The organism is Nocardia sp. CA-135398, assembly GCF_050955845.1.
Classification (GTDB): domain Bacteria; phylum Actinomycetota; class Actinomycetes; order Mycobacteriales; family Mycobacteriaceae; genus Nocardia.
Window position 1 is genome coordinate 7,925,167 of record NZ_CP192084.1, and the last position, 26,928, is coordinate 7,952,094.

Annotated in this window: 2 protein-coding genes; both read right to left on the reverse strand. The window is 67.0% G+C overall.

The genetic code is table 11. The features are described from left to right. Positions 1 to 137 precede the first annotated feature (137 nt). Positions 138 to 10,727 (reverse strand): amino acid adenylation domain-containing protein, encoded by a 10,590-nt coding sequence (locus ACQP1T_RS35355; protein ID WP_433757318.1) that lies wholly within the window; start codon positions 10,725 to 10,727, stop codon positions 138 to 140. 226 nt (positions 10,728 to 10,953) lie between these two features. Further along, entirely contained in the window at positions 10,954 to 26,919 is a 15,966-nt protein-coding gene (locus ACQP1T_RS35360; protein WP_433757319.1) for an amino acid adenylation domain-containing protein, read from the reverse strand. Between the last annotated feature and the right edge of the window lie 9 nt (positions 26,920 to 26,928).

Below are 26,928 nucleotides of genomic sequence, written 5' to 3' on the forward strand. Positions count from 1 at the left end.
CACTTCGTATCGTGATTACGGGAGGGCTTCCCATTGCCGCGGGCACCGCGGCCGACCATACGGCCTATTTAGTCGTGACGATAGTGGACATCGTTACCACAATGTTGCTCCATCATGCCTGAAGGGCCGGAATGTGATCACGGTCGCCCCGGATATCGCTGACCGTATTCGGCCAGCCCGCCGAGCGCCCGGATCCAGTGTTCGGCGAAGGTCTTGACCTCGTCGCCACCGAAAACTTCGGCCGCGTAGTCGAAGCGCACTAGCAGGCCGTCGGCGGTGGCGTCGGCGGTGATATCGAGCAGCAGATCCGTGGCCGGTGCGTCGGTGTGCACGCGCGCCGGGCGCAGATCGCGATAGCGCAACGCGCACGGGCCGGTGGGGAGTGCGGTCAGGGCGGCGGCGGTATCGGGATTGAGATAACGCAGCAGGCCATAACCGACGCCGTAGGACGGCACGGCATCGGTGAGCCGTTTGACCTGCTCGATCGCGACGCCCGCGGCGCGACCACCGATCAGCGCCTCCTCGATGTTCACCCCCTCCAGCCGCAGCGGAAGCGGGTAATCGGTGGTGAAGGCGCCGACGAGGGTATCGGTCTCGGCCATCGCCCGGCTATCGGCGGGCAGCCGGACCACCGGGCCGATGGCCTCGGTGACGGTTTCGCCCGCGGAGGTGATCTGGGCGAGCGCGAGGGCGGTGAGCAGTACTTCGTCGACGCTGGCACGGTGCGCGGCGGCTGCCGCGACGACGGCGGCGGTGCCCTCGGGGGTGATGGTCAGCGAGACCCGGCGCCGCGCGCGCAGGTTATTGTTCGTGGCACCGGCCTTGGCGGCGGGAACCGCGCTCAGCGTGTGGTGCCACCACGCCACTTCCTCGATTGCTGCTGGGCCGCTCGCGCCCTCGGACAGCACCCTCAGTAAGTCGGACAGCCCGGCCTCGGGCACGGCGGGCGTGCGGTGCCTGCCGCGCGACCAGGCCAGCGACAGCTTGTCGATGATGGTGCGCCACGAGGTGTCGTCCACGACGAGGCCATTGGCGACGATGACCATGGTCGTGGGCACCTCGCGGCCGCCGACCAGGACGAAGCGGATATTGCGGCCGCGTGCCGGATCGAGTTCGGAGGCGACCGCGCGCACCACATCGTCGACCGGCGGCGGGCTCTGGTCGATGCCGTACTCCAGGCCGAGGAAGGCCTCGTCGAGACGCTGCGCCTCGGCCGGGATCTCGAAGACCGGGGCGCCCGCACCGTCACGATGCAGCCGCACCCACAGCATCGGATGCTGTTCGAGCACCGTATCGACGGCGAATTGCACCGCTTCCGGTGAGTAGTTGGGCGGGATCTCCAGGGTGAGCACGCGCAGTTCGACGCCGGAGTCCAAGAGCCGCACGGCATTCGGGGTCAGCGACAGCGAGATGGGGGCGTCGTCGGGTTCGTCGGGACGGTGCGCGACGGCGAATTCGATCGGGTCGTCGTCGTGGATGACCGCGAATGGGACCCGCTGGGGTTCATCGACAATCTCGGGTTCGTCGTCGTCGAGTTCCAGTACCGGGGCCTCGACCGTCGGGGGCAGGTCATCGGCCACTGCCGTGTCCTCGGTCGGTTCCGGGGCATCGATCGGTATCGGGACCAGCACCGATGTCGGATAGTCGTGGTCGAACGCGGCCGGATCGGCGAGCGGTGCCGCGTACTCGTATCCCTCCGGCGCGTGCGCGTATTCGGCCTCGACTTCGGTCGGCTCCACATTCTCGATCGGCGACTCGGGCTCGGCGAGCAGAGCAGCCAGGACCGGTCCGATTTCGGCGAAGGCCGCCGGCGAGGTCATCAGCTCATGGGTCGCCGCGACCGGATGCTCGTTGATCGTGCCGTCGACATACGCCCGCCAGGCGCGGGATTCGGCGGTGTGGCCGGTGGCGCTGAAGAACTCGAGCGTGCCGTGGAAAACCTTGTGCTGATGGTTGATTCCGAGTTCCACCGAGCGCACCGCGCCACGGTAGCTCTGGCGCAGCCGTTCCGGAGTCAGCAGTGCCAGTTCCGGCGGGATGTTGGCGTACAGCACCGCGAGCGCCTCTTCGGTGAGGTTGCGGATATTGGTGTCGCCCAGCATGTCCGGGCCGATGCCGAGTTCGGCGAAGGCCGAGCGGAGTTCCGCCCAGAAGTCGGCGATATTGCCGCCGGTGCGGCTGTCCAGCATGGCGAGCAGGGCTACCTGCGCACCCGCGGACTGCAATTCGACCGCGACCGCATGCGCCAGCGCACCACCGAGCGACCAGCCGAGCAACCGATACGGCCCCTCGGGCTGCACCGCGCGGATCTCCTCGACATAGCGCCGGGCGATGGCATCCAGCGAATCCGGCCGGAAGTCCGATTCGGACAGCGCGGGCGATTGCACACCGAAGATCGGACGGTCGGCGGGCAGGTACTGCGCGAGACCGGTATAGCACCAGGACAATCCGGCCATCGGATGGATGCAGAACAGCGCCTCGCCGGTACCGTGCCGGATCGGCAGCAGCACGTCGAGTGCGGCCTCGGCGTTCAATCCGTATTCGTATACCTCGGTTTCGTCGGCGTCCATGATGCGCTGGGTGAGCGCCGCGACGGTCGGATCGGTGAAGAACCACTGCACCTGAACCGCGATACCGGTCAGCTCGCGCAGTTTGTGCACCGCACGCATGGCGGCCAGCGAACTGCCGCCGAGTGCGAAGAAATCGTCGTCGGAGCCGACCCGGTCGATGCCGAGAACCTCGGCGTATACGTCGGCGACGGCCTGTTCCTGCGCGGTCGACGGCGCGAGGTAGGGGCGCGGGGCGAGTTCGGGTGCGGGCAGCGCCGCGCGGTCGAGCTTGCCGACCGGGGTCAGCGGCACCATATCGAGTACCACCACCGCCGAGGGCACCATATGTCGAGGCAGGCTGCGCGCGGCGTATTCGGTGAGCGCACCGGTATCGATGGACCGCCCCGGCACCGGAAGCACGTAGGCGACGAGAATCTTTTCCCCCGTTGGGGTTTCCCGACCGATCGTGACGGCGAACTCGACATCGTCGTGACCGCTGAACACCGCGTCGATCTCACCGAGTTCGATGCGCAGTCCGCGGATCTTGAGCTGGAAGTCCGTGCGACCGATGTATTCGAGCTCCCACTCGCCCGGTTCGCCGACCCAGCGCACCAGATCGCCGGTGCGATACATCCGCGCACCGGGCGGTCCCCATGGATCGGCGACGAAGCGTTCCGCGGTCAGCGTCGGACGGTCGTGGTAGCCGCGGGCCAGCGCGGCGCCACCGAGATACAGCTCGCCGACGGCGCCGGGCGGCACCGGACGCAGCCGCGAATCCAGCACCACCATCGACGTTCCTGGCACCGGGCCGCCGATGGTGATGCGCTGTCCGGCGATCATCTCGCTCCAGGACGCCGCCACCGTGGCCTCGGTCGGTCCGTAGCCATTGATGAAGTGCCGTCCCGGTTGCCATTTGGCGACCAGCTCGGGCGAGGTGGACTCGCCACCGCAGCACAGGTAGCGGAATTCGTCCAGACCGGCCGGATCGACGGTGCCGAGCACGGCGGGGGTGAAGATCGCGTGGGTGACCCGCTCGGTGCGCAGCAGGGCGGTCAGATCCGGTCCGCCGAGGGTGGTGGACGGCACGATGACCAGCGTCGCGCCGTTGTGGAAAGTGCACAGCCACTCCAGAATCGACGGATCGAAGCTCGGCGAGCACAGATGTAGGAACCGATGCTGCGGACCGAGCTGGAAAACGGCGCTGGCGTTCGCGACGGCGCCGCCGACGCCGACATGGGTGACGGTGACGCCCTTCGGGGTGCCCGTCGAGCCGGAGGTGTAGATGACGTACGCCGGATGCTGTGGCAGCAGTGTCGCCAGCCGCTCGGCATCGGTGATGGGCGCGGGCGACTTACTCGCGACGGCCGCGTGGATCGCGGGATCGTCGAGCTGTAGCCAGCTGGTTGCGGTCGACTCCTCGGGCAGCCGCTCGGTATAGGTGGAGGTGGTGATGCCGAGAACGACACCGGAATCGGTGACCATGTGCCGGATCCGGTCCGTCGGATAGGTCGGGTCGATCGGCACATGCGCACCACCGGCCTTGGCGACGGCCCAGAAGGCCGCGACCATTTCCAGGGAACGCGGGAAGGCAAGGGCGACAAGGCGCTCCGGGCCGACGCCGCGATCGATCAGCACCCGAGCCAGTCGCGAGGAGTATTCGTCCAGTTCGCGGTAGGAGATCGAGCGACCGGCCGTGCGCACCGCGACATGTTCGGGATCGACGCTGACCGCGCTGGTCAACAGGTCCGGCAGCAGCCGGACGACGGGCGTCTCGCCACGCCGCACCGGTGTCAGGGCCTGCTCCTCGGCCGCACCGAGCAGCCGCAGGTCACCGATCGGGGCGTCCGGGCGGGCGACGATCTCGGTGAGCAGCCGGGTGAACCGGGCCGCGAACATCTCGATCGTCTTGTCGTCGAACAGGTCTCGCGCGAAGTTGAACTCACCGCGCAGACTTTCCGCGGCGGTGCCCGACGCCCACACGGTCAGCGACAGATCGAATTTCGCGGTGTCGACGGCGAAATCGAAGGTCTCCGCACGTAATCCGGGCAGTTCGAAGGTGCTGGTCGGCAGGTTCAGATACGACATCGACACCTGGAACAGCGGGTGCCGAGCCGTGGAACGCGGCGGGTTCAGCAGTTCGACCAGCCGCTCGAACGGCAGGTCGGCATGCGAAAAGGCCTGTAGATCGGTGTCTTTGGCATGGGCGAGCAGATCACCGAAGGTGCGGTCGTTGGGCACCGGTAGCCGCAGCACCAGCGTGTTGACGAACATGCCGATCATGTCGTCGAGTTCGGCCGCGCCGCGACCTGCGACCGGGGTGCCGATGGCGATATCGTCGGTGCCGGACATGCGCGCCAGGAATACCGACAGCGCGGCGTGCACCACCATGAACATGGTGGCGTTGTGTCGGCGGGCCAGGCGCACCAGACCGGCGTGCACCAGCGGGTCGATCTCGAATTCGGTGCGCCCGCCGGTGAAGGTCCGCAGCGCCGGGCGCGGTCGGTCGGTGGGCAGGTTCAGTTCGTCGGGCAGATCGGCCAGTGCGCTGCGCCAGTATTCGGCCTGGGCCGAGATCAGGCTCGCCGGGTCGTCCTCGGAGCCGAGCACGGCGCGTTGCCAGACACTGAAATCCGCATACTGCACCGGCAGCGGTGACCACGAGGGAACCTCGCCCGCGCTGCGCGCCGAGTAGGCCAGCATGACGTCACGGACCAGCGGCGACATCGACCAGCCGTCGGCGCCGATGTGATGGGCGACGAACACCAGGATGTGATCGCCAGTATCGAGCCGGAACAGAGCCGTGCGGAAGGGCACATCGACGGTGACATCGAAGCCCATCGCGACGATCCGCTGTACCTGCTCAACCGCCTCCGATTCCGCGATCGGTATCGGGACCAGATCGATCGGCACCTCGTTGGGTGCGAGTACCTCCTGCACCGGACCGTCGGCGGTCTGCGGGTAGACGGTGCGCAGTACCTCGTGCCGCGCCACCAGATCCTCGACCGCCGAACCCAATGCGGCGATATCGAGTTCGCCGGACAGCCGGATCGCCACCGGGATGTGATAGGCCGTCGAGCTGGGATCGAACTGGTTGATGAACCACATCCGCAACTGCGCCAGCGACAGCGGAACCTGTTCGGGGCGTAGCCCGGCCAGCAGCGGCTGTTGTCGACCGGAACCGGCATGAGCTTCGACCTTGGCGGCGAGTCCGGCCACGGTCGGTGTCTCGAAGATCGAGCGCACCAGCACCTTGGTGTCCAACGCGTCGCCGACCCTGGCCGCCACCTGGGTGGCCAGCAGCGAATTACCGCCCATGGCAAAGAAATCGTCATCGCGCCCGACCCGCTGCACGCCGAGCACATCGCCGAAGACACCGGCCACGATCTCCTCGACCGGTGTCGCGGGCGCGCGGAAGACCTGGGTCTCGAACTCCGGATCGGGCAGCGCGGCGCGATCCAGCTTGCCGTTCGCATTGCGTGGCAGGGCCGTCAGCGTCACAAAAGCATTGGGCATCATGTACGAGGGCAGTACCGCGGCCAGTGCCGCCTTCAGTTCGGCGACCACGATCTCGTCGACCGGTACGACATAGGCGACCAGCCAATCACCGATGCGCGCATCGGATTTGACGAGCACAGCGGCCTGCGCGATCTCGGGCCGGGCCAGCAGCGCGGTCTCGATCTCGCCGAGTTCGATGCGGAAACCGCGGATCTTCACCTGGAGGTCGGTGCGGCCGTGGTACTCCAGTTCGCCGTGCTCGTTCCAGGACACCAGATCGCCGGTGCGATACATGCGGGCACCGGATTCGAACGGGTTGGCCACGAACCGTTCCGCGGTCAGATCGGTCCGCCCGAAGTAGCCGCGCGCCAATTGCGCACCGGCCAGGTACAACTCGCCGGATACGCCGACCGGCACGGGCCGCAGGCGCGAATCCAGTACGTAGACATGGCTGTTCCACTGCGGCGCGCCGATCGGCACCGTTACCGCGTCGGCGTCGGTCACCCGGTGGTTGGTGATCGACACCGCGGCCTCGGTGGGGCCGTACAGGTTGAACAGGTCCGCGCCATTGCCTTGACGGAATCGCTGTGCGGTGGTGGCCGGTAGCGTCTCACCGATGGCCAGCACCCGGCGCAGCGATCGGGACAGGTGCCCCGTCGACAGTGCGTCCAGCATCGATGGCACGACATGCAGGGTCGTCACCGACTCGCGCGCCATCAATTCGTTCAGATAGGCCGGATCCCGATGACCATCCGGTTCGGCGATGACCACCGTGCCACCGCATACCGCCGCTGTCCAGAACTCCCAGACCGACAGATCGAAGGTGGCCACCGTCTTGAGCAGCACCACATCATCGGCACCGAGACCGAATTCGGTTGTCTCCCAGAGCAACTGGTTGACGATCGCACAGTGCGGAACCGCCACCCCCTTCGGCTGGCCGGTCGAACCGGACGTGTAGATCACGTACGCGGTATTCCCCGGTAGCAGCGCACCGCGACGTTCGCGCGCCGTGAGCGGAGCGTCCGGATAGTGCGACAGGTCGAGCTCATCGATCGTCACGGAATCGACGGCATCGGTGTGGAAGCCGTCGTGTACCGAGCTAAGCAGGCAGACCGGTCCCGCGGTCCGCAGGATGTACTCGACCCGTTCGGCGGGTTGGTCCGGATCGATGGGCACATACGCCGCACCGGATTTCGCCACCGCGTACATGGCGACGATCAGATCGACCGACCGGCGGATGCCCACTGCCACCCGGTCCTCCGGGCGCACGCCGCGCTCGATCAGATACCGCGCCAACCGATTCACCCTGGCATCGAGTTCGCCGTAGCTGAGCTTGCGTCCCGGCTGATCGGATACCACCGCCACCGCATCCGGGTCGGCGGCCACCGTCGCATCCAGGAGCGACACCAAGGTCGCCGTCGTATCGACCGGGTGCGCGGTGTCGTTCCAAGCCGCCAGAATCCGCGAACTCTCGTCCCTGGCAAGCAGTTCGATCTCACCGACCCGCACCGCCGCGTCGGCGAGCACGGCATCGAGCACCCGGACGAATCGGTCGGCGAAGCCCTGCACCGTCGGCTCGTCGAATAGATCGGTGGCATAGCCGAAGTCGGCCACCATTCCGGCGGGCGCACCGTCGTCGGTGTAGCGGTCGGCCAGTGAGATGTGCAGATCCGTCTTGGCCAGCCGCAGATCGAAATCGACCGTCGCGACCGAAAGTCCGGGCAGCTCCAGGGTGGTTTCGGCCAGGTTCTGGAAGGACAGACCCACCTGGAACAGCGGATTGCGGGCAATCGAGCGAACCGGATTCAGCGCCTCGACGATTCGCTCGAACGGCACATCGGCATTGGCGAAGGCCTCGAGATCACGCTCGCGCACGTCGGCGAGCAGAGCGGCGAAGGTATCACCGGGACGTACTCGCGTCCGGAACACCAGTGTGTTGACGAACATGCCGATCAGATCATCGAGTTCGCGCTCGCCACGTCCTGCGATGGGCGTACCGACCGCGACGTCGTCGGTGCCCGACAGCCGTGCCAACAGCACCGCGAGCGCCGCATGCACGACCATGAACAGCGAGGCGTGATTGGCCCGCGCCAGCGCATGCAGTTTCGCGTGCCGATCCGCCGAGATCTCGAATCGCACCGACCTGCCCTGGAACGACTGGGCCGGGGGCCGCGGACGGTCGGTCGGCAGTTCGATCTGGTCCGGCAACCCGGCCAGGGTCCGCCGCCAGTACGCGATCTGCTGCGCGGCGGGCGATTCCGGATCATCCTCGTCGCCGAGCGCCTCGCGCTCCCACAGCGCGTAGTCGGCGTATTGCACCGGCAGCGGCTGCCACTGCGGCGCCTGCCCGTGCATCCGCGCGGCGTAGGCGACCATGAGATCGCGGGCGAGCGGTCCCAACGATGCGCCGTCGGCCGCGACATGATGCACGGTCAGGGCGATCACATGCTCGCGCGGTGCCAGGCGGAACAGCGCGACCGCGACCGGAACCTCGACGGTCACATCGAAGGTCAGCACCGCGAAGTCGATGAGCCGAGACACCAGTTCGTCCTCGGTCACATCGACCGGCACCATGGCGAACCGGGTATCCGGCACCGGATGGATGACCTGGTGCGGCCGCCCCCCGATGGTTGGATAGGTGGTCCGCAGTACTTCGTGCCGGGACAGCACATCGCCGATGGCCAGCCCCAGCGCCGCCGCATCCAGCTCACCGGTGAGCCGCACGGCGAGCGGAATATTGTCCACCGCCGAGGTCTCGGTATCGAATTGGTTGAGGAACCAGTACCGCTGCTGCGCCAGCGACAGCGGAATCAGCTCGGGCCGCTCCCCCGCGACCAGCCGCGGCCGACTCCGGCCGGATCCGGCGGTGCGTTCGACCACGGCGGTGAAGGCGGCGACCGTCGAGGCGTGGAACAGATCGCGGACCGCCAACTGCGTATCCAGCGCCGCATCCAGTCGCGCGGTCACCTGGGTGGCCAGCAGCGAATTGCCGCCTAGCTCGAAGAAGTCGTCATCGAGTCCGACGCGCGCGACACCGAGCACATCGCCGAAGGTGCCCGCGACGATCTCCTCGACCGGCGTGGTCGGTGCGCGGAATACCTTGGCCTCGAATACCGGTGCGGGCAGCGCCTTGCGGTCCAGTTTGCCCATCGGCGTCAGCGGCACCGTATCGAGCACCGTGATGGACGCGGGCACCATATGTGCCGGCAATTTCCGCTCTGCCAGGGCCTTCAGTTCCGCCATATCGACGTTATGCCCGTCGATGGGGTGCACATAGGAGGCCAATACGGTGGTACCGCTGTCGAGTTCGTGCCCGACGGTCACCGCGAAGTCCACGCGATCGTATGAGCCGAGTACCGCGTCGATTTCGGTGAGTTCGATGCGGAAGCCGCGGATCTTCACCTGGGAGTCGTTGCGGCCGAGGTACTCCAGTTCACCGGTCGCGGTCCAGCGCACCAGATCGCCGGTGCGGTAGAGCCGGGTGCCCGGTTCGAACGGATTGGCCACGAATCGGGCCGCGGTAAGAGCTTGTTGGCCGAGATAACCGCGCGCCAGTTGCGCACCGGCGACATACAGTTCGCCGACCACCCGGTTCGGCACCGGCACCAGCCGATCGTTGAGCACATAGGCGGCGATGCCGTGGATCGGCGGGCCGAGCGTCAGCGGCTCCCACGGCACCATCGGCGCGGTGATATTGGTGGCGATGGTGGCCTCGGTCGGACCGTAGGCATCGAAGAATTCGCGCAGCAGCCCGCCCGCGATCGGTAATACCCAGCGCCGCACCAACTGCGGCGGGCAGGCCTCACCGCCGGTCACCACGACCCGTAGTTCGTCGAGTCCGTCGGGCTCGACCGAGGCCAGGGCCGCGGGCGTGACGAAGGCGTGGGTCACCCGCTCGCGCCGCAGCACCGCGGCCAATTCCGCGCCGCCGTAGACGGTCGGCGAGACGACAACCATGGTGGCCGCACCGCCGAGTGCCAACAGCAGTTCCAGCACCGACGCGTCGAAGGACGGCGAGGCGAAATGCAGTGTCCGGGCGGCGCTCGTCACCCGGTAGCGGGTCCGCTGCTCATCGCAGAAGCCGGATAATCCCTGGTGGGTGACCAGCACGCCCTTGGGGACGCCGGTCGAGCCCGAGGTGTAGATGACGTAGGCCGGATGTGCGCCGTGCAGTGGTCGCACCCGATCCTGATTGGTCACCCGGTCCACCGGATACCGCTGCAGCAGTTGCGCGGTGATCGGGTCGTCGAGGATCAGCCATTCTGTGTAGTCGGGCAGGCCGCGGCGGACCGCGGCGACGGTCAGGCCGAAGCTCACCGCGGAGTCGGTCAGCATGTGCGCGACCCGATCCGCCGGATAGTGCGGGTCGACCGGCACGAATCCGGCGCCGGTCTTGGCCACCGCCCACACCGCGAGCACCGAATCCACCGAGCGCGGAACGGCCACCGCGACCAGATCCTCCGGTCCGACACCACGATCGATGAGCAGCCGGGCCAGCCGGGTCGAACGCTCATCCAACTCGGCATAGGTCAGCCCGCCGGAAGTGGCATCGGCATCGGCGAATACCACGGCGAGGCCGCCGGGATTCGCCTCGACGGCGGCCGCCATCAGCTGCGGCAGGGTGATGACGCGCGTCCGCTGCGTCCGTGTCCGAGCCGGCCGCACCCGAGCCTGGCGCGTCACCTGGTCACCGCTTGCGACTGCGCGCAGGTCGCTCGAAACAACCCAGCTTCCTCATGCCGACGTTGTGCAACCACCCGAAACATGAAGGAGCTCACCTACCCTGTAATCCCTAAAAAGTGCTCCCCTCCCAGCGCTTGCTCAGAAGCATCGCATGGTCAGACGCCGATCGTAACCGCAATGGCCGCTTGTTCCCGCCGACGATCTGCCTGCGTTCCCCGGCCGATCGCTACCGCTCGGGGGTTTCGAGCAGCTCAGCGAGCCGGGGACCGATCTCGGCCAACGCTTCGGGAGAGGTCATCAACTCGTGCGTCGACCCGATCGGGCGATCGATGATCTCATCGGAGACGAAAGGCTGCCAGTCGGCGGGGGTGCGATCGCCTCGGGCCTCGGCGTCTACCGTCGCGCGGAAGAACTCGAGCGTCCCCTCGAATACCCCCGGCCGGTACTGCGACTCCAGCTCGACCGTGCGCATGGCGGCGCGGTAGATCAGCCGCAGTCGTTCGGGTGTGAGCACGTCCACGCCCTGGCCGACGGCCATCGCGTGCAGCGCTGCCACGGCCTCGTCGCCGATTTCCTGCAGGTTTTCCGCCGCGGGCAGTGCCGAGGCATCCAGACCCAATTCGGTGAAGGCCTCGCGGATCTGGTTCCGGAAATCGGTGAAGTCGCCGCCCGGGTAGGCGTCCAGGATCGCGAGCAACTCGACCTGCGCGCCGTCGGTCTGCAATTCGGTCGCCACCGCGTGGGCCAGTTTGCCGCCGAGCGACCAACCGAGTATCCGGTACGGTCCCTCGGGCCGCACCGCACGGATCTCGGCGACATAGCGGCGCACGATCTCCGCCATCGAGTTCGGGTGGTAGTCGTCCTCGGTGAGCGCGGGCGTCTGGATGCCGTAGATCGGTTGGTCGGCCGGGAGGACTCGGGCCAGTCCGGCATAGGACCACGACAGTCCGGCCAGCGGGTGCACGCAGAACAGCGGCGGCCTGCTGCCCGCGGCACGGATCGGGAGGATCACGCCGAGCGCGGCCGCCGAGCTGGATTCGTAATCGTGTCCGCGGTCGAGCGCCGCGGTGATCTGCTTCGAGATGCCGAGCACCGTCGGCTCGGTGAAGAACCAGGCGACCTTGATCTGCGCACCGGTCACCTTGCGCAGTCGGCTGACCACCTGGGCGGCCAGCAGTGAATTACCGCCCAAGCCGAAGAAGTCGTCGTCGAGGCCGACCCGGTCGACGCCGATCACCTCGGCGAAGACATCGGCGACGGTCGATTCGAGCGGGGTCGTCGGTGCGCGGAACTCCCGTGGCGCGAAGACGGGTTCGGGCAGCGCTCGGCGATCGAGCTTGCCGTTGGGGTTCAACGGCATGGCATCGAGTTCGATGATGGCGGCCGGAACCATATAGGACGGAAGGTGTTCGGCGACATGGGTCCCCAGTGCCTCGGCATCGACCGTGGTCGCGGCTACGACGTAAGCGACGAGTTGATCCGAACGCACCACCGCCACTGCCTGTGCCACCGAATCGTGTGCGGTAAGGGCGGTTTCGACCTCGCCGAGTTCGATGCGCAGACCGCGCAGCTTGACCTGGAAGTCGGTGCGGCCCAGGTAGACGATCGCACCGTCGGCCTTGCGGGTGACCAGGTCGCCGGTGCGATACATCCGGGAACCGGGTGCACCGAATGGGTTGGCGACGAACCGATCCGATGTCAGATCGGTGCGGCCCGCGTAACCGCGCGCCAACTGTGCACCGGCCAAGTACAACTCGCCCGCCACACCCCATGGCACCGGGTGCAGTCGGGAATCCAACACGTACGCTTGGGCATTCCAGACCGGCAGACCGATCGGCACCGCGCCCTCGATATCGGCGGCCACCGGACTGTGGGTCGCGTGAACGGCGAATTCGGTCGGTCCGTAAAGATTGTAGAGCTCGGCCGAGCTGACCTTGCGGATTGTTCGAACCGCGTCGGCGGAGCATGCCTCACCGGCGATCAGCAGAGTACGCAGCGATGCGAGGGTGGAGGCGTCGACCGCGCCCGCGAAGACGGTCAGCATCGAGGGGACGAACGAGGTCATGGTGACCTGTTCGGCCGCAATGACTTCCGCGAGGTACTGCGGGTCACGATGGCCATCCGGGCTGGCCACGACGATTCGGCCGCCGGTGGACAACGGGCCGAACAGCTCCCAGACGGACACGTCGAATGTGGCAGGCGTCTTGAACAGCACGATGTCATCGGCACCGATGCCGTATTCATCGGTGATCCAACGGATCTGGTTCACCACCGCTGAATGCGGTACCGCCACCCCCTTCGGCCGACCGGTCGAACCGGAGGTGAAGATGACGTATGCGGGGTTGCTCGGCCGAAGCGGCGCTATCCGCTCGGCGTCGGTGACCGGCTCGTCCGAGTGGCCGGAAAGGTCCAGTTCATCGATCGTGAAAGTGGGCAGCTCGGTAGCGAAGTCGTCGCGCGAGGTGGTCAGCACGCACACCGGTGCGGCCGACTCGAGCACATAGCGGATCCGCTCGGCGGGCTGTTCGAGGTCGACTGGCACATAACCGCCACCGGCCTCCTGCACGGCGTAGGCGGCGACCACGAAATCGACCGAACGCCGCAGGCCGAGGGCGACAAGCTTTTCCGGACCCACACCCGCCTCGATCAACCGCCGCGCCAATCGGTGCACACGCGCAGCGAATTCGGCATATGTCAGCGTCGCGGACCGACTCGATAAGGGGTGGTGGTCGGGCGTCGGGTGGGGCAGCGTCGCGGAGCGACTCGATGATGGGTAGTGGTCGGGCAACGAATAGGTCAACGAAGTTCCGCTCGCCGGATCCACGATCGCGACCGCGTCCGGGGTCGCCGCCACCTGCCGAGCGAATTCATCCACAAGCGTGCCGACCGCCCCCAGATCACGGCTGGTGTCGTTCCACCGCCACAGCACCTCGGCCCGTTCGGAATCGCTGAGCAGATCGATATCGCCGACCAGTGCGTCGGGCCGGGCCACGATCTGCCCGAGCAGGCCGACGAACCGATCCGCGAATCCCCGGACCGTGACCTCGTCGAAAAGATCCCTGGCGAACGACAATTCGGCGACCATACCGGCATTCTGTGCCGCCTCCTGAATGGTCAGCGAGAGATCGAATTTCGCGGCATCGATTTCCAGATCGACCGCGCCGATACGCAATCCGGGCAGTTCGAACGAGGTGTCCGGCAGATTCTGGAACGAGAGCATGACCTGGAACAGGGGATGGCGTGCGGTCGAGCGCGCTGGGTTCAGCAAGTCGACCAGTCGCTCGAACGGAATGTCCGCGTGTGCGAAGGTCTCTAGATCGGCGTCCTTCGTATGTGCCAGCAGCGCATCGAAACTCAGAGCGCCGACTACCGCACTGCGCAGCACGAGGGTATTGACGAACATGCCGATCACATCGTCGAGTTCGGCCGCACCACGACCGGCGACCGGGGTGCCGATGGCGATGTCATCGGTGCCGGACAACCGCGCGAGCAAGACCGCGAGTGCGGTGTGCACGACCATGAACATGGTCGCCTTCTCCGCACGTGCGAGTTCTTGCAGCCCACGGTGCAATTCGGTGTCGATCGAGAAGACCACCCGACCGCCGCGGAAGGACTGCGTCGTCGGACGCGGCCGATCCGCGGGCAGATTCAGCTCGTCCGGCATGCCGGCGAGTGTGTTGCGCCAGTAGTTCGCCTGGGCCGTGATGACGCTGTCCGGATCGGCTTCCGACCCGAGCACCTCGCGCTGCCAGATGCTGAAATCGGCGTACTGCACCGGAAGCGGCGCCCAGGCCGGTGTCGCACCGGCCGAGCGGGATGCGTAGGCGATCATCAGATCGCGGGTCAGCGGTCCCATGGACCAGCCGTCCGCGCTGATGTGATGGGCGACCAGTACTAGCACATGCTCGTCGGGCTCGACCCGGAAGAGCTTGGCCCGCACCGGAACCTCGGCGGTCACGTCGAATCCGGCCGAGGCGGTCGCGATGACATGCACGGGCAGGTCGGCCACGCTGACCGGCACCGGCGTCAGATCCGGCACCGCATGTTCGGCGGGCAGGATCAATTGCACAGGGCCGTCATCGGTCTGTGGATAAACGGTGCGCAGTACCTCGTGCCGCTCGATCACATCCGCGACGGCCAGCTTCAGTGCGACCGGATCCAGCGCACCGGTCAGCCGCACCGCGGCCGGAATATTGTTCACCGCCGAGGACGGATCGAGCTGGTTGAGGAACCACATCCGCTGCTGTGCCATCGACAACGGGATCCGCTCCGGACGCGGCCCAGGGGTCAGCGCGCGGCGACCACCGGATCCGGCATGCTTCTCGATCTGGACCGCGAGCCCGCCCACCGTCGACGCCTCGAACATGGCGCGCACCGGCACCCGGCCGCCGATGGCGGCACCGAGCCGAGCCACCACCTGGGTGGCGATCAGCGAATTGCCGCCGAGTGCGAAGAAGTCGTCGTCGACGCCGACCCGCGCCAAGCCGAGTACATCGCCGAAGACGCCTGCCACGATCTCTTCGACCGGTGTTGCCGGAGCACGGAATTCACGGCTGGCGAAGGCGGGTTCCGGTAGCGCCTTGCGATCCAGCTTGCCGCTGGTATTCAGCGGCAGCGAGTCGAGCGCCACAATGGCCGCCGGAATCATGTATGCCGGAAGGGTTCCCGCGATCGCGGTCAGCAGTTCGGTCTGATCGATCCGGTGACCGGGGGTCGGTACCGCATACGCGACCAGCTGGTCGCCCAGCGCCGACGGCAGCACGACGGCAACGGCCTGGCTCACCGAAGCCTGGGCCAGCAGCGCGGTTTCGATTTCGCCGAGTTCGATGCGCTGGCCGCGGAATTTGACCTGGAAGTCGGTGCGGCCGAGGTAGTCGAGCACACCGGTCGCGCGCCGGACGACCAGGTCACCGGTGCGGTACATGCGGGTGCCTTCGCCGAATGGGTTGGCAACGAACCGGTCCGAGGTCAGATCGGGGCGGCGCACATAGCCGCGGGCCAGCTGGTCACCGGCCAGGTACAGCTCACCGGCCACGCCCGCCGGCACCGGATGCAGTCGGGAATCCAGCACATATACCTGGGTGTTCCACTGCGGCAGGCCGATCGGGACACTGGGGCGGTCATTGCCGCGCGCCTCCCAGTAGGTCACCGAGACGGCGGCCTCGGTGGGGCCGTACAGGTTGTGCACGCGGGCATTCGATATGGCGCGCACCGCGTCTACGGTTTCCGGCGGCAGCGCCTCGCCGATCACGAAGATGTCCCGCAGCGTCGGGCAGGATCCAGCCGGGGTGTGCGCGGCGAAGACCGTCAGCATCGATGGGACGAAGTCGGTGACCGTGACGCCCTGTGCGGCAATGGTTTCCGCGATATATGCCGGGTCGCGGTGGCCGTCGTGGCTGGCGACGACCAGTTTCGCGCCCGCGCGCAGCGGCATGAAATAGCCCCACAGCGAGACGTCGAAGGTGGTCGCGGTCTTCTGGAAGTACACATCGCCGACGTCGAGCGGATACTCCGCCAGCATCCAGGTGATCTGGTTGTGGATGGCCGCATGCGATATCGCCACACCCTTGGGACGACCGGTCGAGCCCGAGGTGAAGATGACGTAGGCCGGGTTCTCCGGACGCACCGGACGCAACAGTTCATCGGCGCGCACCGGATTCGCGTCGAATCCGTCCAGCTCCAACGCATCCAGGTGCAGTACCGGCGTACCAGCTGGCACGGCAACGGCATCCGCGGTGGTGGTCAGCACGGCGGCGGGCCGGGCGGTATCCAGAATGTGCGCGATCCGCTCCGCCGGGTGATCCGGATCCAGCGGCACATACGCGCCACCGGCGGTCACGACCGCGTACATCCCGACGACCAGCTCCAGCGAGCGCCGGATCGCCAAGCCCACCAGGGATTCCGTGCCGACGCCGCGCTCGATCAGCAGCCGTGCCAAACGGTTGACCCGCTGATCGAATTCGCGATACGTCAGCGTCGCGCAGCGACTCGATGGGAGGTGGTGGTCGGGCGACGGGTGGGCAATCTCGGTGTCCTGGTAGACCACGGCGATCGCGTCGGGATGGTCCGCGACCGCTCGGCGATAGCTGTCCAGCAGCCGCTCCGGGGCCACCGGATCGGCGGTCTGGTTCCACTCGAACAGGATTCGCTGCCGCTCGGCCGGTGCCAGCAGGTCGAGTTCGCCGACCGGGATGCGCGGTGCGGCGATGATCCGGTCGAGCAGGCGGGTGAAGCGTTCCGCGAAGCCCTCGACCGTCGCCTGATCGAAAAGGTCCTTCGCGTAGACGAATTGACCGGCGATACCGGCCGGCACGCCGTTCGCATCGTATGCGTCGCTCACGATGAGGTTCAGATCGAACTGCGCAACCTGGATGTCGATGCCGACACCGGAGACGGTGAGGCCGGGCAGTTCCAGGCTGGTCTGCTCCAGATTCTGGAAGGACAGTCCGACCTGGAACAGCGGATGCCGCGCGGTCGAGCGGACCGGGTTGAGCACCTCGACCAGCCGCTCGAACGGGATATCGGCATGCGCGAACGCTCGGATATCGGCTTCTCGCTGACGCGCGGTCAGCTCGGTGAAGCTCACACCTGCGTCCACTCGGGTGCGGAACACCAGAGTATTGACGAACATGCCGATCAGATCGTCCAGCGCGGATTCACCGCGACCGGACATCGGAGTACCGATGGCAATGTCATCGGTGCCCGAGAGCCGCGCCAGCAGGACGGCCAGCGCGGTGTGCACGACCATGAACAACGTCGCACCCTCGGCACGGGCCAATTCGATGAGGGCACCGTGCGTTTCGGGACCGATGCGCACCTCGACGGTGCCGCCAGCGAAGGACTGCACCGCTGGACGCGGCCGATCCGCGGGCAGATCCAGCTGTTCGGGCAGATCGGCCAGTGCGTCACGCCAGTAGCCGATCTGCTCGGCCGCCAGCGATTCCGGATCGTCCTCGCTGCCGAGCACTTCGCGCTGCCAGATGCTGTAGTCCGCGTACTGCACCGTCAGCGGCGCCCAGCCCGGCACGGCATCCGCGCAGCGGGCCGCATAAGCCAGCATCAGGTCGCGGGTCAACGGTGCGACCGACGAACCGTCACCTGCGATGTGATGCACCACCAGGGCAAGCACATATTCGTGTTCGATGGGGACGTCTGTGGAGCCCGTTGGAGCCACGCGAGCGACAGCACCCGCACCCACGCCACCTGCCGCCTCCGCATCGGCGACACCAACGGCACCGGCAGCACCCGCCACACCTGCGGCACCCGCCACACCGGCAGCACCAAGCGCACCCGCCGCACCAACCGCTCCGACGGCACCTGCCGTAGCCGCAGCACCAGCAGTAGCACCGACGACGGCATCGACAGAGCCCGCCGCTACGCCAGCTCCCGCATCCGGACCCGCCGCACCCGGTGTACCGACGAGGGCATCCACAGAACCGCGCGCAGCCACACCAGCTTCCGCATCAGGAGCCGCCGGAGCGCCAACTGCATCCACAACGCCCTGCGCGGCCGCACCAGCTTCCACCAGCGGACCCGCTGCTCCCGCCGCATCGGCACCTGCGACATCGAACAGCACCACCCGGACCGGCACCTCACTGGTGACGTCGAAGATCGTCGAAGTCAGCTCCACGACAGCGGATTCGAGTTCATCCGGCGCGACCTCGCGTACCTCCAGTGTCGGCACGTCCCCATCCGAAGGAAGGATCAGCTGGACCGGACCCGCGTCGGTCTGTGGATAGATGGTGCGCAGGATCTCGTGCCGCTCGACCACATCGGCGACCGCCTGGCGCAGCGCCGCCACATCGAGGGTGCCGGTGAGTCGGACGGCGATCGGAATGTTGTAGGCCGAGGAGTCGGTGTCGAACCGGTTGAGGAACCACATCCGCTGCTGGGCCAGCGACAGCGGAATGTGTTGCGGCCGTTCGCCCGCCGTCAATGCCTTGCGTCCGCCGGTACCGGTGAGCCGGTCCACTTCGGCGGCGAGTTCGGCGACCGTGGATGCATCGAAGAGCACCCGCACGGGTACCCGGGTATCCAGTGCCGCACCGAGATGCGCCACCAATTGCGTTGCCAGCAGCGAATTTCCGCCGAGTGCGAAGAAATCGTCGTCCAGGCCGAGGTAACCACCGACGCGCAGCACCGCGGCGAAGATGCCCGCCACGATCTGTTCGGTATGGGTCTTCGGCGCACGGAAGGCGGCTTGCTCGAAGACCGGTTCCGGCAGCGCCTTTCGATCCAACTTGCCGACCGGCGTCAATGGGATCTCGTCGAGCACGACGATCGCGGACGGCACCATATGCGGCGGCAGCCGCCGCGCCGCATGCTCGACGAGCACGCTGGGCTCGATGACCCGGCCGGACACCGGCAGCACATAGGACACCAGGATCGTGACACCCGCGTCGCTCTGCCTGCCAACGGTGATCACGAACTCCACATCGGCGTGCCCGCCGAGCACGGCATCGATCTCACCGAGTTCGATGCGGTAGCCGCGGATCTTCACCTGGAAGTCCGAGCGACCGACGTAGTCCAGCGCCCACGGTATCGATGGCAGCGCCGCATTGCCCGCCCGTACTTCCGGTTCGGCGAACCAGCGCACCACGTCACCGGTGCGGTACATCCGCGCCCCCGGCTCGCCCCACGGATTGGCCACGAAACGCTCCGCGGAAAGCCCCGGACGGTTCTGATACCCACGCGCCAATGCGCCACCCGACAGATACAGCTCCCCCGCCACGCCCGGCGGAACCGGGTTCAACCGGGCATCCAGCACCAGCGCCGACATGCCGTATACCGGTGTGCCGATCGTGATCGGCTCACCCGCGCGCAGTGGCGCGTAGGAAGCGATGACCGTTGCCTCGGTCGGGCCGTAGCCGTTGTAGTACCTGCGGCCCGGCTGCCACTTGCCGAGCAGCTCAGGTGTGGTGGCATCGCCGCAGACCATGAGCATTTCGAGCTGATCGAGCCCGACCGGATCCACCGAGCCGAGCACCGCAGGGGTGATGATCGAATGCGTGACCTGCTCGGCGCGCAGCAGATCACCCAGTTCCGGACCGCCGATGATGGCCGCGGGCACGATCACCACTGTCGCGCCGACCGAAAGTCCGACAAGCCATTCCAGCACCGACACATCGAAGCTGGGCGAACAGATATGCAGGAGCCGGTGCTTCGGCTGCAGCCGATACAGGCCGACCGAGTGATCGACCAGGCTGCCGAGTCCGGTGTGGGTCACGGATACGCCCTTGGGCATACCGGTCGAGCCCGAGGTGTAGATCACGTAGGCCACATGATGCGGTCGCAGCGGCATGATCCGGTCGGCGTCGGTGATCGGCGCGGCGGATCGGGCGGCGCACAGGGCATCGGTCGCGGCATCGTCGAGCGCGAGCCATTGCACATCGGCGGGCAGCTCCGCCAGGTATTCGGCAGCGGTGAGGCCGACGAGCGCACCCGAATCGGTCAGCATGTGCCGCACCCGATCCACCGGGTAATTCGGGTCGACCGGCACATGCGCGCCACCGGCCTTCGACACCGCCAACACCGCGGCCACCATCTGATATGAGCGCGGAAATGCCAGTGCCACAAGCCTTTCCGGACCGACACCGCGATCGATCAGCACCCTGGCCAACCGCGACGAGTACTCATCGAGTTCGCGATAGCTGATCGACCGGCCCTGGTAGCGAATGGCCGTACGATCCGCACCGCGACGCAACCCGCGCGTGAGCAGATCGGGCAGCAGCCCTGCAGCCGTCACATGATCCGGTTGCACCCGGGTCAGGAATTTCGCCTCGGATTCGGCCAGCAGCGGCAGATCACCGACCGGCAGGTCCGGCCGGGTAGTGATCGCCTCGAGCAAGCGCACGAACCGATCCGCGAACACCCGCACGGTGGACTCGTCGAACAGGTCACGCGCGAAGGAGAACACCGCGTACATGCCCTCGGTCGCGCGCGGCAGCTCGGTAATCGCCAGGGACAGATCGAATTTCGCGGTATCGATATCGAGATCGACCGCGTCGACCCGCAATTCGGGCAGCTCGAACGAATTGTCCGGCAAGTTCTGGAACGACAGCGCCACCTGGAACAGCGGATGCCGCGCCGTGGACCGCTCCGGATTCAGCAGATCGACCAGCCGCTCGAACGGAATATCGGCATGCGCGAACGCCTGCAGGTCAGCATCCCGCACCACTGAAAGCAATTCCGTGAAGGTCACGCCGCCGCGCACCGGGGTCCGCAGCACCAGCGTATTGACGAACATGCCGATGACATCGTCCAATTCGGCCGCCCCACGACCGGCGACCGGTGTGCCCACCGCGATGTCCTCGGTCCCCGACAGACGCGCCAGGAATATCGCCAGCGCGGTGTGCACGACCATGAAGATCGTCGCGTTCTGTGCGCGGCCGATCTCCCGCAGCCTGCGATGCACCTGCGGATCGACCGTGAAACCCACCGTGCCACCGGCGAACGACTGTGTCATGGGGCGTGGCCGGTCCGCGGGCAGGTTCAGCTCGTCGGGCTGTCCGGCCAGCGCCGTGCGCCAGAACTCGGCCTGCGCGGTGATCAGGCTCCGCGGATCGTCCTCGGAACCGAGCACTTCCCGTTGCCAGAGACTGAAATCCGCGTACTGCACCGGCAGCGGCTGCCAGGTAGGCGGTGTACCGGCCGCGCGCGAGGCATAGGCGAGCATGAGGTCGCGGGTCATCGGTCCCATCGACCAGCCGTCCGCGCTGATGTGGTGGGCCACGAAGACGAGCACGTACTCGTCTTCAGGCGCGACCACCTGGAACAGCGCACCGCGCAGTGGCACCTGATCGGTGACATCGAATCCGGCGGCGATGATCTCGACGACCTTCGCACGCACCGCATCCGGCGTGACGCGTTGCGGGGTCAGATCCGGAACCGCCTGTGCCGCGGGCACGATCACCTGATGCGGGACACCATCCCGGTCGGCCGGGTAGACGGTACGCAGGGTTTCGTGCCGCTCGACCAGATCGGCGACGGCCTGCTGCAACGCGTCGGCATCCAGCGCACCCGTCAGCCGGACCGCGACCGGCAGATTGTTCACCGCCGATTCGGTATCGAACTGGTTGAGGAACCACATCCGCTGCTGTGCCAGGGATAGCGGAATCCGGTCCGGCCGTGGACCTGCCACCAGCGGGACCTGGCGGCGCTGGCCCGCACCGGGCGCGACCGCTGCGGCCAGAGCCGACACCGTCGGCGCCTCGAAGACGGCGCGCACCGGGACGCGGCTACCGATGGCGGCACCTAGTCGGGCAACCACGCGGGTGGCGACCAGCGAATTGCCACCCAGGTCGAAGAAGTCGTCGTCCGCACCCACGTGTTCGATGCCGAGCACATCGGCGAATACCTCGGCGACGGTGCATTCCAGCCCTGTCGACGGCTCCCGGTAGGGCCGACCGATGAACTCCGGTGCGGGCAGCGCTTTGCGGTCGAGCTTTCCGCTTGCGTTGAGCGGCAAGGCATCCAGATGCACGATCGCGGACGGGACCATATACGACGGCAGCGCCGCGCGCGCGTGCTCGAGCAGGGCATCGTCATCGATCTGCGTACCGGGCGCGGCCACCACATACGCGACCAGCCGATCACCGGTGCTCGCCTTGACCAGTGCGACCGCCGCGCGCTGCACGGCGTCCAGACCCAGCAGCACCGTCTCGATCTCACCGAGTTCGACGCGCTGGCCGCGCAGCTTAACCTGGAAGTCGCTGCGCCCCAGGTATTCCAGGGCATATTCACCATCGCGACCCGGCACCCAACGCACCACATCGCCGGTGCGATACAGCCGCGCACCACCGGCGTGCGCGACGAACCGTTCGGCGGTCAGAGCAGGTGCGTTCAGATAGCCGCGCGCCAATTGCACACCGGCGACATACAACTCGCCGATCGCGCCGAGCGGAACCGGCCGCAGCTGCCGGTCGAGCACATGCGCCCGGGTGTTGGCGACCGCGGTGCCGATCGGAATCGCTACCCGCCCATCGACTTCGGCCCGGCAGGCGGTGACGACGGTGGCCTCGGCGGGGCCGTACCAGTTGTACAGTTCCGCATTCGGCAGGAAGGTGCTGAACCGCGCGGCGGTGTCCGCGGATAATGCCTCACCAGCGGCGAAGACCCGCCGCAACGACGGGTACGCGTCCGCCCCAGCGGGCGCGCCATCGAGGAACGCGTCGAGCATGGACGGCACGAAATGCACCGTGCTGACCGCGTATTCGTCGATCACCCGAGCCAGGTACGCGGGTTCGCGATGGCCGTCCGGTTCGGCGATGACCACCGCCGCACCGGTCTGCAAGGTCCAGAACAGTTCCCAGGTGGAGATATCGAAGGTGATCGGCGTCTTGTGCAGGACCACATCGCCTGGACCGTGCGGATAGGTCCGCTGGGCCCAACGGAATTGGTTCGCCATCTGCCGGTGTGTAATCGCCACGCCCTTGGGCCGACCGGTCGAGCCGGAGGTGTAGATGACATAGGCGGTGCTGTCGGGCAGCGGTGCGATGGTGTCGGTCGGCGGGTCACCGAAGATCGCGGCGTGGCGAATGCTTGCGGCTCGCTCGAAAAGGTCAGCGTCCACATAGACCAGCGGTGCGTCGGTCTCGGTGTGGAAGCCGGTCCCGGTCGTGGTCAGAACACATACCGGAGCCGCGCTGGACAACACATATTCACTGCGCTCGGCCGGATGGTCGGGATCGATCGGCACATACGCCCCACCGGCGCGCAGCACGCCGTAGATCGCGACGACCATCTCGATACCGCGCCGCATCGCCACCGCCACCAGCGATTCCGGGCCGACGCCACGACCGACCAGGTCCCGTGCCAACTCCTGCGAACGCGCATCGAGGTCGCGGTAGCTCAGCGTGGTATCGCGGTAGATCACCGCGGGCGCGTCCGGGGTGCGGGCGACCTGCGCGTCGAACAGCGTCAGCAGTGTCGAATCATCCAGCAGCTCGGCCACTTCGGTGGCATTGACAGCTTCGAGCGCGACGCGATCGGCATCGGTAAGCGCGTCGACCTCGGCGAGCTTGGCGAACGGATCGCTGAGGAATCGGCCGATCAATGTCGAGAAGCGTTGGGCCAGTGCCTGTGCCGCGGTCGCATCGAAGACATCGCGCAGGTATTTCAGGGTGAAGTGCATGCGAGCGCCGGGCACGATCACCACGGTGACCGGGTAGTGCGTGCCGTTCACCGCGACCGCGCCCTCGATGCTCATGCCATCGAGCGCACCTGCCGCCACAGTCAGCGCCTGCTCGTCGACCGGGAACGATTCGAACACCACTAACGTGTCGAAAAGGCCTTCCACGCCGACGATTTCCTGTATTTCGCTCAGGCCGACGTAGTGGTGGTCCAGCAGCGCCGCCTGTTCGGACTGCAACTGCCGAAGCAATCCGGCGAGCGTGTCGTTCGCATCCAGCCGGACCCGGACCGGAATCGCATTGAGGAACAACCCGACCATGGTCTCGATGCCATCGAGCTGCGGCGGCCGCCCGGAAACGGTGGCGCCGAAGACGACGTCGTCGCGATCCACACTCCGGCCGATCAACAGTCCCCAGGCCGCCTGTATGACCGTATTGACCGTCACCCCGGCGTCGGCGGCCAACCGGCTCAGCTTCTTGGTCTCCGCCTCGGACAGTTCGAACGCGACTTCGCCTACACCCGAGGCGATTTGGCGAGCCGGATCGACCGAAGCCAGTGGTGTCGGCTCGGTGATACCGTCGAGCACCTCGCGCCAAGCCTTGCGCGCGGCACTGTGATCCTGCGCACTGAGCCAGGCCAGATAGTCACGGTAGGAGCGGGCCTGCGGCAACTGGCTCGCGTCACCACCGAGCACGTAGAGCGTCAGCAGATCCTGGGTCAGCAATGGCATCGACCAGCCATCGATGAGGATGTGATGGCTGGTGACCAGCAGGTGATAGGCCTCGGCCGTGGTACGGATCAGGGTGAACCGCAGCAGCGGCGCGCTCCGCATATCGAAATGGTCGGCCAGTTCTGCGGCCATGATCCGCCGCAACTCGCCGGTGGCGTCCACATGATCGGTGAGATCGACCGCACGCCAAGGCACTTCGACCTCGTCGAGCACGACCTGCACCGGATTGCCGGCACCATCCTCGGCGAAGGCCACCCGCAGATTCACATGCCGACCCACCACGGCAACGGCAGCCGCGCGTAGTCGCTCGACATCGACATCGCCGCCGAGATCGACCATGAACTGGGTCATATACGCGTCGACCGAAGACTCGGCCAATTGCGCGTGGAACAGCATGCCCGACTGCAGCGGGGTCAGCGGCCACACCTCGGCGAGCTTCGGATACTGCCTCGCCAGCCGGTCGTGATCGGCCTGGGACAGCTCGACCAGCGGACCCTGCGCGCCGGTATCGACCGGTGAACCCTGGGTGGCGATCGGCGCGAGGGCCGCGACCGTGCGCGTTTCGAAAACGTCTCGGGGCGTGAAGATCACCCCGCGTGCCCTGGCCCGCGACACCACCTGGATGGAGGTGATGCTGTCGCCGCCGAGTGCGAAGAAGTCGTCGTCGAGACCGATGCGTTCGATACCGAGCACCTCGCCGAGCACCTCGGCGATGACCTGTTCGATTTCCGTCTCCGGCGCACGGTACTGCTTGGTTTCCAGCACCGGTGCGGGCAGTGCCCGGCGATCCAGCTTGCCGACCGGGGTCAGCGGAATCGTATCGAGCACGGTAATGACGGTCGGCACCATATGCGCGGGCAGCGAGCGTTCGGCGAAGGCGGTCAGCTCATCGGTATCGACCACGGCATCACCCGCCGGATGCACGTAGGACGCGAGAATGGTTGCGCCGGTATCGAGTTTGTGTCCGATGGTGACGACGAAGTCCACGCTGTCGTGCGCGCCGAGCACCGCATCGATCTCGCCGAGTTCGATGCGAAAGCCGCGGATCTTGACCTGGAAGTCGTTGCGGCCGACATATTCGATCTCACCGACGACCGTCCGGCGCACCAGATCACCGGTGGCGTAGAGCCGAGAACCACTGGGGCCGAACGGATTCGCCACGAAACGCGTTGCGGTCAGCGCGGGCCGGTCGTGATATCCGCGCGCCACCTGCGAACCCGAGATATACAGTTCGCCGACCACGCCGGTGGGTACCTGGTTCAGCCGGTCGTCGAGTACGTATTCGGTAATGGCGCGGATCGGGCCGCCGATGGTCACCACCGCACCGGGTGTCATCGGCGCGCTGATATTGGTCATGATCGTGGTCTCGGTCGGCCCGTAGCCGTTGAAGAACTCGCGGATTCGACCGTCGGCGATCGGTAATACCCAGCGCCGCACCAGATCCGGCGGACAGGCCTCACCACCGGCGACGACGACCCGGAAGTCGTCGAGGCCCGCCGGATCGACCGAGGCGAGCGCGGCCGGGGTGATGAACGCGTGCGTCACCCGCTCCCTGCGCAGCAGCGTCGCCAACTCGTCGCCGCCATAGATATCCGGCGCGACCACCACCATGGTCGCGGCACCACCGAGTGCGAGCAGCAGCTCGAGCACCGACGCATCGAAGGACGGCGACGCGAAATGCAGTGTGCGCGACTGGTTCGTGACGCGATACCGCTCGCGCTGTTCATCGCAGAAGCTGGACAGTCCGGCCTGGGTGACGACGACACCTTTCGGCTTGCCGGTGGAGCCGGAGGTATAGATGACATAGGCCGGGTTCTCCGCCCGCACCGCGCGGATCCGGTCCGCATAGGTGATCGCCTCGCCGGAGTATGCCGCGAGGCGCAGTGCGAATTCGGGTGTATCGATGACCAGCCACTCGACCCGATCCGGCAGCTGGGGCGCCACCTCGGCGACCGCGAGCCCGAGCACCGCACCGGAATCGGTCACCATGTGCGCGACGCGCTCGACCGGGTAATTCGGGTCGACCGGTACGAACCCGGCACCGGTCTTGGCCACCGCCCACACCGCGATCACCGACTCCAGCGAGCGCGGAATACCGACGGCGATAAGGTCTTCCGGGCCGACACCGCGCTCGATGAGCAACCGGGCCAACCGGCTGGACCGGTCGTCGAGTTCGGCGTAGCTGAGCTGGCCGAGGGTCGCGCCGGTATCGGCGAAGACGACGGCGATACCGTCCGGATTCGCCTCGACCGCGGCACCCATCAGCTGCGGCAACGTGGGGACCCGCGACTGGCGGGTCCGGGCCGGACGGCCCCGGGGTGGCCGGGTCACGCGAAGGAC